Source organism: Pseudonocardia sp. NPDC046786, assembly GCF_040645415.1.
Classification (GTDB): domain Bacteria; phylum Actinomycetota; class Actinomycetes; order Mycobacteriales; family Pseudonocardiaceae; genus Pseudonocardia; species Pseudonocardia kongjuensis.
On the sequence record NZ_JBEYYF010000004.1, the window covers coordinates 320,356 to 337,467 of the forward strand.

Sequence of the window (17,112 nt, forward strand, 5' to 3'; positions counted from 1 at the left end):
TATGAAGTGCGCACCGTTCGACTACGTCCGCGCGAGCAGCGTCGAGGAGACCGTCAAGGTCCTCGGCGAGGCCGCCGGCGAAGGCAAGATCCTCGCCGGCGGGCAGAGCCTGGTCCCCGTGCTCGCGCTCCGGATGGCCCGGCCCGCGGTACTGGTCGACGTCAACCGGGTCCCGGGACTGTCGACGATCCGCCGCCTCGACGACATCGTCGAGGTCGGCGCCACCGTGCGCCACAGCCGGCTCGTCGAGCAGCCCGAACACCCGCTGCTGGCCGAGGCCGCCCGCTGGATCGGCCACACCGCGATCCGGTCCCGCGGAACGACCGGCGGCAGCATCGCTCACGCCGATCCGTCGGCCGAGCTGCCCGTCGTCGCCGTCGCGACCGGCGCGTCGGTCACCGTCGCCGGCCCGCACGGATCGCGCGACGTCGACGCCGAGGAGCTGTTCGTCAGCGCACTGATGACCTCCCTCGACGAGGACGAGATGATCACTGCCGTCCGGTTCCCGCGGCCGGCCCGGTGGGGTTTCGCCGAGTTCGCCCGCCGGCACGGCGACTTCGCCCTCGTGACCGCGGTCGTCACCGAGGTGCGCGGCCGGCCACGGATCACCTTCGGCGGAGTCGCGTCGGTCCCCCAGCGCGCCACCACCGCCGAGCAGGCCCTGGCCGACGGGAAGCCCGCCACCGAGGTGGCGCGCATCGCCGCCGAAGAGATCGAACCGACCGCAGACCTGCACGGTTCGGTCGAGTTCCGCCGTGGGATCGCCGCCGAAATGACCCGCCGCGCACTCGTACAGTTCGATTCCGAGCAGGAGCACAGCCGATGAAGATCAGCTTCAGTGTCAACGGCGAGCGCGCCGACCTCGACGTCGAACCGCGCCGCACCCTGGCAGACGCGCTGCGTGACGACTGCGGCCTGACCGGGACTCACCTTGGATGCGAGCACGGCGTGTGCGGTGCCTGCACCATCCTCGTCGACGGGGAGCCGGCCCGGGCGTGCCTGATGTTCGCCGTCCAGGTCGACGGGGCTTCGGTCAGTACCGTCGAGGGGCTGCAGGGCACCGACGGCGAGCTGCATCCCGTGCAGGAGGCGTTCGTGGCCTGCCACGGGCTGCAGTGCGGATTCTGTACACCGGGCATGCTGATGTCGGCCTGCCACCTGCTCGACACGAAGCCCGACGCCGACCGCGAGACGATCCGCGCCGAGATGTCCGGCAACATCTGCCGGTGCACCGGTTACCAGAGCATCGTCGACGCTGTCGAGCGTGCGCGCGAAGAAATGTGCGCTCCGGCGGTTCGCGACAGCAACACAGCGGCGCCCTGGGGCGCCACGTTCCCTGAGGAATAGCTCGCCGCGACCGAGCCCAAGCCAGCGGTGCGCGGCGTGGAGTCCTTCGTGGTGCGAAACCACGGCGAACCACGTGGTTCCAGGAGTCCCCGGCGACCGATGGCGCAACCACCGCCGCAGGTAGAGGCGTCGTACGGCGTCGCCCACCCGCTTTACACCCGAGCGGTCGCAGGTTCGAACCCTGCCGCGCCCACGCTTCTGAGCAGGGGTTTCATCCCCAGCAAGATCACTCGCCAGTCCGCGTGACACGTCTCGTGACACAGATGGCTCGTATCCTCGCGTCATGACACGGGCGAAGGCCGGTCGCCGGAGGCAGCGCGGGACGATCGACAGGCTCCCGAGCGGTGCCCTGCGCGTCCGCGTGTACGGCGGGCAGGACCCGGTGTCGGGGAAGCGGAACACCCTCGTCGAGGTGATCGAGCCCGGCCCGCGACAGGAGGCCCGCGCCGAGGCGGCACGGACGCGTCTCCTCAACGCCGTCGACGAGCAGCGCAGCCCCCGCACGAGCGCGACGCTGGACCAGCTCCTCGACCGGTACCTGGAGACCCTCGACGTCGCTGCGACCACGCACCGCGCGTACACCCGGTACCTGGAACTGCACGTCCGCCCGTTCCTGGGGCGGACGAAGGCCGGCGCCGTCGGGGCGGAGGCGCTGGACTCGCTCTACGCCGAGCTGCGTCGCTGCCGGGACCACTGCTCGGGATCGGCGAAGCGCGTCGACCACCGGACACCGCGCGAGCACGAGTGCGACGACCGGTGCCGTCCGCACCGCTGTCGCCCGCTCGCGCCGGCCACGATCCGGCACATCCACTTCGTACTCAACGGCGCGTACTCGCGGGGTGTGCGGTGGCCTGGGTGTCCGTCAACCCGGTCGAGTTCGTCTCGCCGCCCGCGAAGCCGCCGCCGGACCCGCAGCCGCCGTCGGCGGGTGAGGCGGCGCGGTTGTTGAACGAGGCGTGGCGGGACCTGGACTGGGGTGCGCTGGTCTGGCTGCTCATGACCACCGGCGCCCGTCGGGCGAGCTGTGCGCGCTGCGCTGGTCGAACGTCGACCTCGACTCCGGCACGCTGACGATCCGCCGGGCGATCGCCCAGGACGGGCGGGCGTTGCAGGAGAAGGACACCAAGACCCACCAGCAGCGGCGTCTCGCGCTGGATGCCGAGACGGTCGAGGTCCTGCGTGACCATCGGGAGCGGTCCGAGGAGCGGGCCCGTGCGCTCGGGGTCGAGCTGCGGCCGGAGGCGTTCGTGTTCTCGCTCGCGCCCGACGGGTCAACGAGTCTGGTGCCGGGGTCGGTGACGCAGCGGTACTCGCGGATGGCGGCGCGGCTGGGGTTGAACACGCACCTGCACAACCTGCGGCACTACTCGGCGACGGAGCTGATCGCAGCGGGGGTGGACGTGCGGACGGTCGCGGGTCGGCTCGGACACTCCGGGGGTGGGGTGACGACGCTGCGGGTCTACGCGGCGTGGGTGTCGGAGGCGGACCAGCGCGCGGCGAGCGGGCTCGGGTCACGGATGCCGGAGCGGCCGTCCGGGTCGGGGTCGGAGATGGAGCGGGTGCGGCGGGATCCGCGGTCGGCTCGGGAGCGGCTGGCGGTCGAGCTGTTGGAGCGGATCGAGTCCGGGGCTGTGCCGGTGGGTGGGCATCTGCCGGGGGTCAAGGTGCTGGCTGCCGAGCAGGGGCTCGCGCCGATCACGGTGCACCGGGCGTTCGAGCTGTTGCGGGAGTGGGGTGTGCTCGTCGGGGCGGCGGGGGAGCGGCCGACCGTCGCCGCGCCGTCCACTGGGCAGGAAAGTGCGGCCGGGCCGGGTACGGAGGTGAGCGAGCAGTCGACCCCCGACGCGGCGACGGCCGAGAGCTACTTCTCGGTCGTCGTCCGGGGGCCGGGTGGTCGCCGGTACCCGGCCCGAGTGGTGACGGGCAGCTTCACGGATCCAGGGACCTTCCGTGGCCACCTGCTGGGCAACGCCCGGATGGAGGACCCCGAGAACGCCGGAGCAGGTGAGTTGTGGATCGGCCGGTATGAGATTGAGGTCCTTCCCCTCGCAGCCCCCGACAGCGCGCCGATGGTCTTTCGCTGGTAGTTCCGAGGTAGCAGCGCTCGGAACCGAAGGCGTTGTGTGCCTGGACTGGTTGCCGCGGCTCTGCCGCGGTGGCGGTCTGCGAGATCCTTATCGCGAAGCCGCTTGACCCGGCCCCCGGGACCGCCCGGAGCGTCGTTACTGCCGGGCACGGTGCCCGGTGATGAGGGAGGCGACGTGGACGAGTTCACGACCGGCGCGTTCGCTCGCGCTACAGGTCTGACCCGCAAAGCGCTGCGGCTCTACGACGATCTCGACCTGCTCCGGCCGGGCCGGACGGATCCGGTGACCGGCTACCGCTACTACGCGGCTGCGCAGCTGCCGGTCGCGCGACGTGTCGCGTGGCTGCGGCGGGTCGGAATGCCGCTGGTACGGATTCGCGCATGTTCCGACCTGCCGCCGGCAGAGATGGCTGTCGTCGTACGCGACTGGTGGGCGCAGGAGGAGGCGGCCGGGGTGGAGCGTGGTGGTCTGGTCGCTGCCCTCGTCGAGGCACTGGAGGAGGACGGCATGCCCGAGACGGAGAAGCGATTGACATTGCGGTTGCGCTGCGGTGCGGCGACCGCCCAGGGGCCGGTCCGGGACCGGCAGCAGGACAGTGCCGGGGGTGAGGAGTGGTTCGCTGTCGTGGCCGACGGCTTCGGCCCGGACGGCGCCGAGGTCAGCGCCCGAGCGATCGAGGCGGTCGCACGAGCGCAGGGCTGTGGACCGGGCGAGGTGCTGGCCGCCCTGGATGCGGTCCGCGGTGCAGTGCAGGACACCACGGGAGCGGTCCGGCGCCCGGTGTCCGCCGGTGATGTGGACCCGTCGGTTTCCGGTAGCACGGTGACCGCACTGGTTCTGACCTCTGACCAGCGGCTCGCGCTGGTCCATGTCGGCGACTCACGGGCCTGGCTTCTCCGGGACGGCGTGCTCACCCGGCTGACTCACGATCACACCCTGGTCCGGTCGATGGTCGAGGCCGGAACCCTGACCGAGGAGGAGGCGGCGTCGCATCCGCAACGGACCGCACTGCTGCGCGCGCTTGCGCCGGGCCAGGACGGCCCGGATCTGGCCCTTCACAGTGTCCGTGAGGGTGACCGGTATCTGCTGGCCACTGACGGTCTGCACGGGCAGGTCGCTCCGGAGGCGGTCGCGGCGGTGCTCATCGGCTCGCCCGGACCAGTTGAGGCGAGCCGGGCGCTGATCGACCTGGCGCTCGCGGCAGGTGCACCCGACAACGTGGCCGTCGCCGTCGCCGACATCGTCTGCTGACGAATTGTCTGCTGCCAGGCTGTCGACGGGGCTGGCAGCAGACACCAGTCTGTCGGCGACGTCGTATCGGTAGGCGATACGCCGATTGCGCTCCTGCGTCCATGAGCGGCGGTGACATGTAGTGCACGCGTTACGCTCGCTCCGACCGTCCCAGAGCCAGTTGGGGAGCGTGTGAACTGTGACCCCTCGCGGGACGTCACGACGGATCGCCGACGAGCTGCGGACTCGCGTCCGTGCCGACGAGCTGACTTCCGGCGCGTTGCTGCCGTCGGAGGCCGGGCTCGCCGAGCAGTACGACGTTGCTCGGGGCACGGTGCGCGCTGCCCTACTGACACTCGTGGATGAGGGTTTGATCGAAGTCGTCCCCGGTGTCGGTCGACGAGTTGTCGGCGGGTCCGGCGTGGACCGGACGAGCGCGTACAGACGTATCGCACACGACCTCGCCGACCAGATACACACCGGTGTGTATCCCCCGGGCGCCCCGCTGCCGAGCGAGGCGACCGTCATGGAGCAGTACGACGTCTCCCGCAACACGGCTCGGCGGGCGTTCAAGGTGCTGGTTGACTCTGGCGTTGTGGTCGTACGCCACGGTGCCGGTGCGTTCGTGCGATCGGCTGAGTCCTGACCGAGAGCGCTACGGTCGCTGAATGACGAGCCCGGAGGGCGTCTCGCCGGACGTGTGGCACGTGCACGGCGAGCGTATGATCTACGACAACAAGTGGGTCAGCGTCGGCTTGGCTGACATCTCCCAGCCGTCGGGCCAGCGCTTCGAGCACCACACCGTCACGCTGCCCGCGGCGGCGATGACTGTCGTCTTGGACGACGGGGGCCGCAGTGTCCTGCTCTCCTGGCGTCACCGGTTCGTGCCGGACCTGTGGAACTGGGAGCTGCCCGGTGGGCTGCGCCATCGCCTGCCGCGACCGAGCCGGCTCGGAGCTTCGCCACGGGTTCTCTGCCGAATCGGCTGCTGGTGGCGCCACCCGACGGCCGTGCGCCACGGACTGCATCGGCGGCCCCAGGCGCGTCCGCCGTCGCGGCGGTCCGCGGTGCGGCGGACCGCCGCCCGTGACAGCCTGATGGTCACCGCTTCAGCAGGGGCATGACTTCCTTGCCGAACTTGTCCATGTCGACCAGGTAGTCCTGGAAAGTAAACATGATCCCCGAGGTGCCCTCCACCTCGGCCAGTGCGTTGATCTTGTCTGCCACCGTCTGCGGCGAGCCGCCGATCACGTCCCAACCGATCATGAACGCGTCGGAGCCGAGCAGCTGGTTACGGATCGACTTCTGATCCTCTGCCGAGTCCGTGCTCGCGTGACCGCCTAGGGTCTGCACCGCGTCGAGGTCCTGGTTCGCTCGCCAGTCATCGACCGCGGCCTTGGCCTCTTCGTCAGTGTCGCGGAGCACGACCGCGAACAACGGGTACGAGCCGATCTTGCGCCCCGTCTTGTCCGAGGCCGCCTTCAGTCGTCCGTTCAGTTGTCGAAGTTCCTGCGGGTCGGCCTTGCAGCTCAGGAACTGGTAGTCCGCCCATTCCGCGGTGAACTGCATACCGCGGTCGGATTGGCCTGCGCAGACGACTTCGATGGGACTGGTCGGCGTCGGCCCGAGCCGGCAGTCGTCCATCTGGTAGAATTTACCCTTGAATTCCGATCGGCCGGTCGCCCACAGCTCGCGCATCACCTGAAGGTATTCGCTCGCGCGGTCGTATCGGTTCTTGAAGTGCTCGTCCCCTGGCCAGATCCCCATCTGGGTGTACTCCTCCTTTTCCCAGCCGGAGACGAGGTTCACGCCAAAGCGACCACCGGACATTTCATTGATCGTCACCGCCATCTTCGCGGCGACGGGCGGGGGGAGCATCAGCTGCGGAATAGATGCGTACAGCTTGATCCGGCTCGTGCTCACGGCCAGTCCGGCCATGACCGAGAAGGAATCCAGTGTGTAGTTCCAGAACTCGGTCTCGCCATCGAAGCCCCGGAACTTGACCGGCGCGAGCATGAAATCAAAGCCATAGTACTCCGCCTTCGCACCGCACTGCTCCATCAGGAACCAGTCGGGCTTGAACTGCGGCGACGTCTTCGAGATCACCCAACCATTGTTCATGGTCGGGGTAAAGATTCCGTACTCCATGTCGTCTCCTCGGCGTGGTGTCGATCATTATTTCTGAGTTGCTCGCGCTGTCTCAGGCGGCGATGTCGGGAGCTCGGAGGTGGTGCTCCGTCCTGGATTGGTAGACTGCCGCTGCAGTGAGCGCCTCCAGTTCCTTGTGTGGAGGTGCGATCAGCTGGATCGAGGTCGGGCAGCCTGCGCGGTCGAGCCCCGATGGAAATGCTACGGCCGGCACTCCGGCGAGATTGCAGACCATTCCGGATCGGGACTGGACGTCGTGCATCGGCTTCGGGATGCTATCGATATGGATGGTCAGATCGTCGAGGTTCGGTGCCGTACCCGGGGTAGTGGGAACGGCAATGAGATCTACCTTCGAGAATGCTTCGGCGAAACTTCGTTGCAGCTGGACTCGGTACTGCAGTGCTCGGATATAATCCGTTGCCGACGTGAGGACTCCCTCGCTGAGTCGACGGACCATGACCGGGTCGCACCGGCCCAGTCGGTCCGCGTTGATGCGGTGGACTGCGGCGGCCTCGGTGAACAGGACGAGGTAGCCGATCTGCATGGCATCGGGCGCCAGCGGCAACATCACGTCGGAGACGAGCGCGCCGGCGGAGCGCAGCGCATTGACGGCGGACTCGAAGTTCTGCCGGACGTCGCTGTCGCAGTCCTCGAGGAAGTAGTCGCGCGCGATGCCGATCCGTACGCCTTCGAGGTCGTTGGAAACCCGCCCGGATGCGAGAGTGTCCAGGCCGTCGGCCGGGGTGGGAACCGAACGTGGATCCGCAGTATCCAGCCCGCGCAGCACCGCGAAGAACCGGGCCACATCCGTGGCGCTACGCCCGATGGGGCCCACTGTCTCGGTGGTCCACGACAGGGGGAGCACCCCGGTCCGGGGCACAGCTCCAGTCGTGGGCTTAAGTCCGGTCACACCGCACCAGGAGGCGGGCATGCGGATCGAGCCAGCCGCGTCCGACCCGATGGCGAGCGGGTACATCCGCGCGGCCACCGACGCCGCGGCGCCTGTCGAGGATCCTCCGCTCCAGCGATTAAGATCCCAGGGGTTACGCACAGCACCGAACGTCGGGTTGTGGGGGCCGCCGATGGCGAACTCGGTCGTGGCGTCCTTCGCGATCACCACGCCGCCCGCGTTCTCGGTCCGGCGGATCACCTCGGCATCGCGGTCGGCAATGTGGTCGAGATACAGCGCCGAGCCGCCAGTGGTCGGGACACCCGCGATGTCGGCGACGTCCTTGACCCCGATCGGCACACCCTCGAGGGGACGCGGTGCCCCTTCGCGCCATCGGCGCTCGGATTCCGCGGCCGCGGCGCGGGCGCGCTCGACGAGGACGACGAGCACAGAGTTGATCTCCGGGTTCATCCTCTCGATCCGGCTGATGCAGTCCTCGACCACGTCGCGCGGTGACAGGTCGCCGCGCCGGTAGAGTTCCTGGAGCTGGAGGGCATCGCATTCGTGCGTCGCCGTGGGCCGCACCGCGCTCATCGGTTGTCGTCCTTTCCCGGGCGAAGCCACTGGTCACCGACCGCGGGATCCACCGCGTCCCGGGTGGGCTCGAGGGGCGCACGTCGGTAGCGCTTGAGCAGAGGTTCGATCCTCAGCATTCGCTCGCGCATCTCGGTCCGCTGGGCCGTGCTCAGCACGAAGCCAAGGCGTGTGGCCTCGCGTCCCAGCACGTTCTCGTTCTCGAGCTCGTCGGAAGTCACCGATCTCCGTCCGTTCGTTGTCGGCGAGCCAGCGTGTCCGATCCCGGAGCGGGTCACGCTGCATTCTTCGCGGACAGACCCGCGGCGATGAACCCAGCGACCTGGGCGAGACGACGCCCCTGGATGCGGCACGCCTCGAGCGTCGATTCGTCCGGAGCGGCCGAGCGACGCGAGACGAATGAACTCCCGTACGGGTTCCCCGAGTCGAGAAGATGCTTGTCAGCGGCGTAACCGAGCGGGAGGACGATGGCCCCCCAGTGATAGAAGGTGTTGTTCATCGCCAGGACGGTGGACTCCAGGCCACCGTGGGCCGTGGACGCGGTTGTGAACGCGGTGGTGACCTTGTTCGCCAACGCGCCCCTCGCCCACAGGCCACCCGAGGAGTCGAGGAACGACTTCAGCTGCGCAGCCGGGCCCCCGAAGCGGGTCGGGCTGCCCACCGCGATGCCGTCGGCCCACTCGAGGTCAGCGAGCGCGGGCGCCGGTGCCCGATCGCTGGAGTCGAAGTACGCCCGCCAGCGAGGGTTGGAATTGATGGCTTCCTCCGGTGCTGTCTCAGCTGCCTGTCGGAGCCGGATCTCTGCGCCCGACTCCGAAGCACCGTCAGCCAACGCTGACGCCATCGCAGCCGTGTTGCCGGTTGCGCTGTAGTAAAGGGCAAGGACCTTGACGCTCACTAAGTTCCTTTCGGCAGAAGCAGTGACAGCGATCGCCAGAGCGAGCCCGGATGTCGTGACGAGGTGACCGCTCTCGGGGTCAGGCCGTCACAAGCCGGGAGGCGCCGGGTCGGTGGGGAGTGCCGGCGACAAGAAGCCGCAGCTCGAACACATCAGGAGCCCGGACGCGTCTGTGGGAAGGCCGGACTGATCGGTCCGTCACAGCCGGGCGCCGAGAGGCGCAAGTCGGGCGGCGTTCTCCTGGGGCAACGCGTATTCGGCGGGCTCCCCGCGCCGGCTGCCGGCACTGCTCCTCCTCGAGTCTCCGTCGACATCAGGCTGGTTGCAGGGCAGTGAATCAGTCGGGCGCCTAGTCTCGTCGGCAAGGTATCCCGGTCGTTCAGCTATGGCTCGACTAGCCAGACGGGCAGTCGCGCAGGCCGGAGCTGGTCGTCGCTCGCGGGATCGACGATCCTGCCCGTGGGAGGTGGCGTGGATGGAGTACGTGGTCGACGGCGGCGGGTCGCGGGCGATCCACGAAGCCCTTGGTCCCGTCCTCGAGGAGGTCCGAGTCCTGCTGGCCGCCGACATGGGCCTGGTTCTGTACCGGCCGAGGCGGCGCAGCGACGAGTTGATGGCGCTCGCCTCTACCGCCGTCGATCCGGCCGCCGCGTTCCTTGCCAACGAGCCGGTGACGACGAGTCGCCCTCTCCCGGGGCGCAAGCCTCGTGTCGTGGTGGAGCTCGAGGTCCGCTCGGCCATGCGCGAGCTCAGGGCACGGTTCGCCACCGCCCTGGTGATTCCCTGGCGTGACGCGTCGGGGGTCGGCACCGTCCTGGTCGGCCAGACCGGGGGGCGCGCGCCGACGCCCTGGGTCGAGGACCCGACGGCCCGCAGCGAGCTGGGACGGTTGGTGGCGGCGACAGTGCGTAGCAGTCGAGCGACCGGGTCGCGGCAGGTCGACCGGGAGCTACGCGAAGCCGCCCGTAGGGTCGCCGAAGCCGCTGTAGAGGCGACCGACGTCCGCGGCGCGATCGCAGCTGTCCTCGACGCCGCCCACTTGCTCGTCGGGTCCGAGGTCGCCTACCTGTCGCTTCCCGACGGCGGACCAGACACGTTCGCTTTCGATCAGATGCTGGGGATCAGGACCCCGGACTTCCGGCACGTACGGGTGCACCACGGACAGGGCCTCGGAGGACTCGCCCGCGCAGTGCAACGACCGGTGCGCTCCGCCAACTACGCAGAGGACGAGCGCCTCCACGCTGCTCCTGTCACGATCACCCGAGGCGAGGGCATCGTCTCGGCTATGGCGGCACCCATCACAGTCGACGATCATATCGCCGGCGTGCTTTACGTCGGTGACCGGCAGATGCGGGCGTTCACCCAGGTCGACGAGGACCTTCTGGCGGAGTTCACCGATCATGCCGCGCTCGGCCTGCGCCGGCGGCTCGCAGAGAACCAGCGCGCCGACGCTCTGGAGCGACGGATCCGAGAAGACGTGGCCTACAACTTGCACGACACCGTGGTCCGCGGACTGATCACCATTGGCTTCCGTGCCGAGCAAGCTCGCTATGCCCTGGGTACGAGCGAGGTCGCTGCCGATCTTGCAACGATCGCTGAAGCTGCGGAGTCCTGCCTCGGACAACTGCGCGGAGAACTCGGCAGCCTCCTCAACCGCGGCGATATCGGCGGCGTCCGGGCATCCGAAGTGCTCGAGCAGATCTTGACGGCGCCGCAGGGACGGCTTTCACGCTCTCCCGAGCTCGATGGTGAAGACATCGAGCTCGCTCGTGCTTCAGCGGAGGCCCTGGTACGTGTCGGGCTGGAAGCCGTCATCAACGCAGAAAGACATTCCGGCGGACATCATGTAATCATTCGCCTTGTACCCGGTTCTCTCACCAGCCGCCTGCTGGTGGTCGATGACGGTGCCGGCAGACTCGGAACAGGAAAAGGGCCCGGGCGACCCACGACCGATCACCCTCATCTGGGGTTGCGGGCTATGAGGGCCGCGGTCGAACGGGTGCACGGGCGTCTGGCCGTGCACAAGGCCGACCCGCTTGGGATCGAGGTCCACGCGGCCGTCCCGACATGGCCGGGACCGGAGAGGATCTCCTCGTGATCGGATTCTGCGTCGTCGACGACCACGAGATCGTGCACGACGGTCTCCAGGCGATGGCCGAGCGCGAACCTGATCTCGAGTTCCTCGGGGCGGCGACCACCAGGAACGACGGCGCGTCCCTGATCGCTCGCGTGCAGCCAGACGTCGCCATCGTCGACCTGCGGATCGGCGAGCACTCCACCGGCAGCGGGATCGACCTGTGCCGGGAGCTCGTCGCGTGTGACACCGCCCCCGCGGTGATCCTGTTCAGCGCGTACGGCAACACCGAACTGCTCTCCCAAGCCATCGACGCCGGAGCCTCCGGTTACGTGGTCAAGGAAACCTCGGTCCGGCGCCTGCCGGAAATCTTACGCACGGTCCAGCAGACCGGAAGCTACTTCGACTCCGAGCTAGCCGCTCCCCTGCTGCGGCGCTCCGCCCGGGGCCGCTCCCCCGCTGCAGAGTTCGGGGAACGCGAACTGAGCATCGTGCGTGCCATCGGTCGCGGCGCAGACAACCACGAGATCGGGGCGCTGCTCCACATCAGCCCACATACCGTGAAGTACCACGTGGCGTCGATGATGCGTCGCCATCACGTGCGCCGGCGCGCCGAGCTGGTCCGCGTCGCCGCCGATCTGCACCTTCTCGATCCGTAAACCTGCGCTGGGCCAGGCCGACGGCAGTGCCCGGCCACGCCGCGCGTCCACTCCAAGCAGTGTCCGCCCGCATCGACGTTGCTCCGTGTGACGGTACTTACCACCTGGCGTCCGGTCTCAGAGACCGACGCTCCTGGGACAGGCCATGATGCGATCGACGCATTGATATGCCTTCGAAGAGTCATTTCACACATCGACAGTCACCGCCCAGACTCACAGGCGAGCGTGCATCCCGTTCGGCGCCGCCCTGGCCACGACGGGCACCGCCTCGCCACGACTCCCAAACGTCACGACCGTCGAGAACTGCCGGACCCGGCCCCGCCACTCGCCCACCGTCCGGTCTTCGTTGAGAGGCCATCTCCATGACCCGCACCCCTGCCACGAAGACACCGCCGCTGGACGGCATAACCGTCGTCAGTCTGGAACAGGCAGTCGCTGCGCCGTTCGCGACCCGCCAGCTCGCGGATCTCGGTGCCCGCGTCATCAAGATCGAGCGACCGGACGGGGGGGACTTCGCCCGCGGATACGACGAAGCCGTCCATGGCAACGCCAGCTACTTCGTATGGCTCAACCGCGGTAAGGAATCGCTCACCCTTGACGTCAAGTCCGAGCAGGGTCGGCAGATCCTCACCGAACTGCTCGACACCGCTGACGTCCTAATCCAGAACCTCGGCCCCGGAGCCGCAGGTCGGCTCGGGCTCGACCCGGCAACGCTGGCCGTGCACCACCCACGAGTCATCCCGTGCTCGGTCACCGGGTGGGGGTCGACCGGCCCCTGGGCGAACCGCAAGGCCTACGACCTGCTGGTCCAATGCGAGACCGGGCTGCTTTCGGTCACCGGCACCACCGAACACATGGCCAAGGTCGGAATCTCCGTCGCCGACATCGCCGCCGGCATGTACGCCTATTCCGGAATCCTCACCGCGCTGCTGCGCCGGGCCACCACGGGGGCGGTATCGGCGGTCGAAGTGTCGCTGTTCGAAGCGCTCGCCGAATGGATGAGCAATCCCGTCTACTATGCCCACTACTCGGGCCGGACCCCGCCGCGGTCGGGTGCCCGGCACGCCACGATCGCGCCGTACGGTCCGTTCGGTACCGCCGACGGCACGATCCTGCTGGTCGTCCAGAACGACCGCGAATGGCGTCGGCTGTGTGCCGAAGTTCTCGGTGACCCGGCTATCGCCGACGACACACGCTTTGCCACGAACTCGGCCCGGGTCGCCCATCGCGATGAGCTTGACACGTTGATCGCCACCCAGCTGTCCGCGCTACCGACGTCGCAGGCCAAGCAGCAACTCGACGATGCCGGCATCGCCAACGCCGGCATCAACGACGTCGCCGACCTCGCGACTCACCCAGTCCTCGAAGGCCGTCACCGCTGGCACGAAGTCGGCATACCCGGCGCGACGATGCAGGCACTGCAGCCACCGGTCGATCTGGCCGGTGTCGCGCCGGTCATGGGAGATGTGCCCGCGCTGGGCGCACACACCGACACCATCCTGGCCGAGCTCGGCCACGGCGACCGGATCGCCCTGCTCCGTGCCGCCCACGTCGTCTGATCGGCCCGACCAGCACGAGAATAGGAGATTCGTCTGATGAGTGTGTTGAGCATCGAGGAGCAGGCCGTCGTCGACACCGTTCGCGACTTCGTCGACCGGGAGGTGAAGCCGGCGGTCAACGAGGTCGAGCACCGCAATGAGTACCCCGAGAAGTGGATCGAGCAGATGAAGGAGCTCGGCATCTACGGGCTCGCGATCCCCGAGCCCTGGGGCGAGGCCCCGGTCTCGATGCCGTGCTACGCGCTGGTCACCGCCGAGCTCGCGCGGGGCTGGATGAGCCTGGCCGGCGCGATGGGTGGGCACACCGTCGTCGCCAAGCTGCTCGTCGAGTTCGGCACCCGCGAACAGCAGGACCGCTACCTGCCCCGGATGGCCACCGGCGAGCTGCGCGCCACGATGGCACTGACCGAGCCCGGTGGCGGCTCGGACCTGCAGAACATGTCCACGCACGCCTCGGCCGACGGCGACCACTACGTCGTCAACGGGTCGAAGACCTGGATCTCCAACGCACGCCGCTCCGGGCTGATCGCACTGCTGTGCAAGACCGACCCGGCGGCCGAGCCCAAGCATCGCGGCATCTCGGTACTGCTGGTGGAGCACGGCCCCGGCCTCACCGTCTCCAAGGACCTGCCCAAGCTCGGCTACAAGGGCGTCGAGTCCTGTGAGCTGATCTTCGACGACATGCGGGTCCCCGCCGACGCCGTCCTCGGCGGCACCCCCGGCAAGGGCTTCGGCCAGATGATGAAGGGCCTCGAGACCGGCCGCATCCAGGTCGCCTCCCGCGCGCTCGGGGTCGCCGACGCCGCGCTGGCCGACGCCCTACGCTACGCCCAGGACCGGGAGAGCTTCGGCAAGCCGATCTGGCAGCACCAGTCGGTCGGCAACTACCTCGCCGACATGGCCACCAAGATCACCGCCGCCCGGCAGCTGATCCTGCACACCGCCGAGAAGTACGAGACCGGCCAGCGCTGCGACATGGAGGCCGGCATGGCGAAGCTGTTCACCTCCGAGGTCGCCATGGAGGTGGCACTCAACGCTGTGCGCATCCACGGCGGCTACGGCTACTCGACCGAGTTCGACGTCGAGCGCTACTTCCGCGACGCCCCGCTGATGATCGTCGGCGAGGGCACCAACGAGATCCAGCGCAACGTCATCGCCGCCCAGCTGGTCAAGCGCGGCGGGCTGGACCGGACCTGACCCCGTACCCGCCGTCTGCGGTCGAGCGACCGCAGGAAGGGTCACGCATCGCCGCCACACCCCACGAGATCGAAGAGGCACAGAGGCCCTTGATGAAGATTGTGACCCTGGTGAAGCAGGTGGCCGACACCTACTCGGAGCGGACGTTGTCCGGCTCTGATCACACCCTCGACCGGGAGGGCACCGAGGCGGTCATCGACGAGAGCAACGAGCGTGCCGTGGAGCAGGCCCTCCAGCTCAAGGAGGCGGCCGGCGACGGCGAGGTGGTCGTGGTGTGCATGGGGCCGGGCCGGGCCTCGGACGCGATCCGCAAGGCGCTGTCGATGGGCGCGGACTCCGCGGTGCACCTGTCGGACGAGGCGATCCACGGCTCGTGCGCGGTGCAGACCGCTCGGGCGTTGACCAAGCTGATCGGCACCGTCGAGGACTGGGACCTGGTCATCGCCGGGAACTCGGCGTCGGACGGTCAGGTCGCCGCGGTGCCGGCGATGATCGCGGACCTGCTGGGTGTGCCGGCGTTGACCCATGCCAACGAGCTGTCGGTGTCGGGCTCGACGGTGACGGTGAAGCGGGAGACCGACGACGGGGTGACCCACCTGTCCGCGGAGCTGCCCGCGGTGGTGTCGGTGGGGGAGAAGTCGAACGAGCCGCGGTACCCGTCGTTCAAGGGGATCATGGCGGCGAAGAAGAAGCCGGTGACGAGCCTGGATCTGGCCGGGGCGGGGATCGATGCCTCGGAGGTCGGTCTGGCCAACGCGCTGGTGACGGTGACGAGCTCGGCGCCGAAGCCGCCGAAGCAGGCCGGTGAGAAGGTCACCGACGAGGGCGACGGCGGCGCGAAGATCGCCGAGTTCCTGGTCGGTCAGAAGCTGATCTGATCCCGGTCCACGGTTCGACAACCACTTCGCCCTTTCTAGGAGATTCGACTCATGGCTGAGGTCCTGGTTCTCGTCGACCACGTCGACGGGCAGATCAAGAAGACGACGTACGAGCTGCTGACCGCCGCCCGCGCGCTGGGTGAGCCGTCGGCGGTGGTGGTGGGTGCCGCCGGGGTGGCGGACAAGCTGGCCGAGGGGCTGGCCGAGCACGGCGCGGAGAAGGTCTATGTCGCCGAGACCGACTCGACCGACTTCCTGGCGCCCGAGGTGGGGGTGCTGGAGTCGCTGGTCGGGTCGGTGAGCCCGGCGGCGGTGCTGATCACGGCGTCGGCCAACGGCAAGGAGACCGCCGGGCGGCTGGCCGTGCGGACCGGGTCGGGGCTGCTGTCCGACGTGGTCGGGGTCGGTGCGGACGGGGTGTCGCACTCGGTGTTCGGTGGTGCCTACACCGCCGAGGCGAAGGCGACGTCCGGGCACCCGGTGATCACCGTGCGGCCGGGTGCGATCGACATCGAGGCCACGGCCGGTGCCGGTGCCCGCGAGAGCGTGGAGGTTCCGGCCGCGTCCGGGCGGCAGGCCACGGTGACCGGTCGTGAGCCGCTGCAGGGTGGGTCGCGTCCGGAGCTGACCGAGGCGACGGTGATCGTCTCCGGTGGCCGTGGTGTGGGCTCGGCCGACGACTTCTCCGTCGTCGAGGGCCTCGCGGACTCGCTCGGTGCCGCGGTCGGTGCGTCGCGTGCCGCGGTGGACTCGGGCTACTACCCGCCGCAGTTCCAGGTGGGCCAGACCGGCAAGAGCGTGTCGCCGCAGCTCTACATCGCCCTGGGCATCTCGGGTGCGATCCAGCACCGGGCCGGGATGCAGACGTCGAAGACGATCGTCGCGGTGAACAAGGACGAGGAGGCCCCGATCTTCGAGGTCGCCGACTTCGGCATCGTCGGCGACCTGTTCAAGGTCGCCCCGCAGCTGCAGGACGAGGTCACCAAGCGCAAGAGCTGACCCACGGTGCGTGGAAGCACGCCAGCCTGGATTGAGTGGGTCTGCATTGCCCCGACCATCTGAACCGCGCCAAGTTGCGAACGAGGCGCCGATCTTCAAACGTCTAGTTGTAACTCCCAAGAGCGTTGTTGACGCGGGTGATGGGTGGTCGGCCGCCGATTGAGGCTCCCCCGCCGGCTCGGAGTGCTGGCTAGCTGACCGGGGCCGAGTCGAGGGACTGTCCGATCAACGGTGTAACCGGCGTTGATGGGGTTCAGGTGTTGCTCGCGACGATACGGCCTTCGAAGGTGATCGCGAACGCGTTCAGTGCTGGCTTCCAGCGCATCGACCACCGCGCCTTGCCCTTCCCGGTCGGGTCCAGGGACCGGGTGGCCAGGTAGAGACACTTCAGCGCGGCCTGCTCGGTGGGGAAGTGCCCGCGGGCGCGGACCGCGCGCCGATAGCGAGCATTCAAGGACTCGAAGCTCTCTTGTCAAGCAGCAGTCGCCAAGTTGGTCGGTGTGGTTGTCGTGGAGCGTCTCGCGTCGGTCCACATGTGTCTGATGATGATGTT

The 17,112-nt window shown here is 68.7% G+C and carries 17 protein-coding genes and 1 pseudogene; 13 read left to right on the forward strand and 5 right to left on the reverse strand.

The genetic code is table 11. The features are described from left to right. The first annotated feature begins 1 nt into the window (after window position 1). The 7 genes from ABZ881_RS07230 (at window position 2) to ABZ881_RS07260 (ending at window position 5,788) form a co-directional block, all read left to right on the forward strand. The gene (locus tag ABZ881_RS07230) at window positions 2-826 is read left to right on the forward strand and encodes an FAD binding domain-containing protein (RefSeq protein ID WP_358482526.1); all 825 of its coding nucleotides are present in this window, start codon (window positions 2-4) and stop codon (window positions 824-826) included. Then, on the forward strand, window positions 823-1,347 hold the full coding sequence (locus ABZ881_RS07235; RefSeq protein ID WP_358482527.1) for a (2Fe-2S)-binding protein: 525 nt from the start codon (window positions 823-825) through the stop codon (window positions 1,345-1,347). Before ABZ881_RS07230 ends, ABZ881_RS07235 begins: the two co-directional genes overlap by 4 nt. Window positions 1,348-1,630: 283 nt before the next feature. After that, window positions 1,631-2,296 (forward strand): hypothetical protein, encoded by a 666-nt coding sequence (locus tag ABZ881_RS07240; RefSeq protein ID WP_358482529.1) that lies wholly within the window; start codon window positions 1,631-1,633, stop codon window positions 2,294-2,296. A 7-nt stretch (window positions 2,297-2,303) separates the two neighbouring features. Beyond that, window positions 2,304-3,434, forward strand: a complete 1,131-nt coding sequence (locus ABZ881_RS07245; RefSeq protein WP_358482530.1) for a tyrosine-type recombinase/integrase — start codon at window positions 2,304-2,306, stop codon at window positions 3,432-3,434. Window positions 3,435-3,608: 174 nt separating this feature from the next. Then, a complete protein-coding gene (locus ABZ881_RS07250) occupies window positions 3,609-4,685 on the forward strand; it encodes a MerR family transcriptional regulator (RefSeq protein WP_358482574.1) in 1,077 nt (358 codons plus the stop codon). 178 nt (window positions 4,686-4,863) lie between these two features. After that, window positions 4,864-5,310: a GntR family transcriptional regulator gene (locus ABZ881_RS07255; protein WP_358482532.1), complete on the forward strand. Its 447-nt coding sequence runs from the start codon at window positions 4,864-4,866 to the stop codon at window positions 5,308-5,310. A 22-nt stretch (window positions 5,311-5,332) separates the two neighbouring features. Next, entirely contained in the window at window positions 5,333-5,788 is a 456-nt protein-coding gene (locus tag ABZ881_RS07260; RefSeq protein ID WP_358482534.1) for a hypothetical protein, read from the forward strand. On the opposite strand, the gene ABZ881_RS07265 is transcribed toward ABZ881_RS07260, so the two are convergent. From ABZ881_RS07265 to wrbA, 4 genes are read right to left on the reverse strand one after another with little or no spacing between them, the layout of a single operon-like run. Then, window positions 5,766-6,812, reverse strand: a complete 1,047-nt coding sequence (locus tag ABZ881_RS07265) for an LLM class flavin-dependent oxidoreductase (protein WP_358482535.1) — start codon at window positions 6,810-6,812, stop codon at window positions 5,766-5,768. The two genes, ABZ881_RS07260 and ABZ881_RS07265, sit on opposite strands and share 23 nt — an antisense overlap. A gap of 52 nt (window positions 6,813-6,864) precedes the next feature. Further along, window positions 6,865-8,295 (reverse strand): amidase, encoded by a 1,431-nt coding sequence (locus ABZ881_RS07270; protein WP_358482538.1) that lies wholly within the window; start codon window positions 8,293-8,295, stop codon window positions 6,865-6,867. Continuing rightward, on the reverse strand, window positions 8,292-8,516 hold the full coding sequence (locus ABZ881_RS07275; protein WP_358482539.1) for a hypothetical protein: 225 nt from the start codon (window positions 8,514-8,516) through the stop codon (window positions 8,292-8,294). Before ABZ881_RS07275 ends, ABZ881_RS07270 begins: the two co-directional genes overlap by 4 nt. A gap of 53 nt (window positions 8,517-8,569) precedes the next feature. Next, on the reverse strand, window positions 8,570-9,193 hold the full coding sequence (gene wrbA, locus ABZ881_RS07280; protein WP_358482540.1) for an NAD(P)H:quinone oxidoreductase: 624 nt from the start codon (window positions 9,191-9,193) through the stop codon (window positions 8,570-8,572). 475 nt (window positions 9,194-9,668) lie between these two features. Here wrbA and ABZ881_RS07285 point away from each other — a divergent pair, with 475 nt between their 5' ends. The 6 genes from ABZ881_RS07285 (at window position 9,669) to ABZ881_RS07310 (ending at window position 16,559) form a co-directional block, all read left to right on the forward strand. Further along, complete coding sequence (locus tag ABZ881_RS07285; protein WP_358482542.1) at window positions 9,669-11,291, forward strand: GAF domain-containing protein; 1,623 nt, start codon at window positions 9,669-9,671, stop codon at window positions 11,289-11,291. Continuing rightward, window positions 11,288-11,926, forward strand: coding sequence for a response regulator transcription factor (locus ABZ881_RS07290; RefSeq protein ID WP_358482543.1), 639 nt, complete (start codon window positions 11,288-11,290; stop codon window positions 11,924-11,926). The genes ABZ881_RS07285 and ABZ881_RS07290 overlap by 4 nt, the downstream gene beginning before the upstream one ends. A gap of 362 nt (window positions 11,927-12,288) precedes the next feature. Further along, on the forward strand, window positions 12,289-13,485 hold the full coding sequence (locus ABZ881_RS07295) for a CaiB/BaiF CoA-transferase family protein (RefSeq protein WP_358482544.1): 1,197 nt from the start codon (window positions 12,289-12,291) through the stop codon (window positions 13,483-13,485). 36 nt (window positions 13,486-13,521) lie between these two features. Continuing rightward, window positions 13,522-14,682 carry an acyl-CoA dehydrogenase family protein gene (locus ABZ881_RS07300; protein ID WP_358482546.1) on the forward strand — a complete coding sequence of 387 codons (1,161 nt, stop codon included), beginning with the start codon at window positions 13,522-13,524 and terminating at the stop codon, window positions 14,680-14,682. A gap of 89 nt (window positions 14,683-14,771) precedes the next feature. After that, window positions 14,772-15,560 carry an electron transfer flavoprotein subunit beta/FixA family protein gene (locus ABZ881_RS07305; RefSeq protein ID WP_358482548.1) on the forward strand — a complete coding sequence of 263 codons (789 nt, stop codon included), beginning with the start codon at window positions 14,772-14,774 and terminating at the stop codon, window positions 15,558-15,560. A gap of 51 nt (window positions 15,561-15,611) precedes the next feature. Continuing rightward, window positions 15,612-16,559: an electron transfer flavoprotein subunit alpha/FixB family protein gene (locus ABZ881_RS07310; RefSeq protein ID WP_358482550.1), complete on the forward strand. Its 948-nt coding sequence runs from the start codon at window positions 15,612-15,614 to the stop codon at window positions 16,557-16,559. A 253-nt stretch (window positions 16,560-16,812) separates the two neighbouring features. Here the strand turns inward: ABZ881_RS07310 and ABZ881_RS07315 are convergent. Continuing rightward, a pseudogene (locus ABZ881_RS07315) lies at window positions 16,813-17,019 on the reverse strand (transposase); the annotation flags it as partial. Window positions 17,020-17,112: the final 93 nt, after the last annotated feature.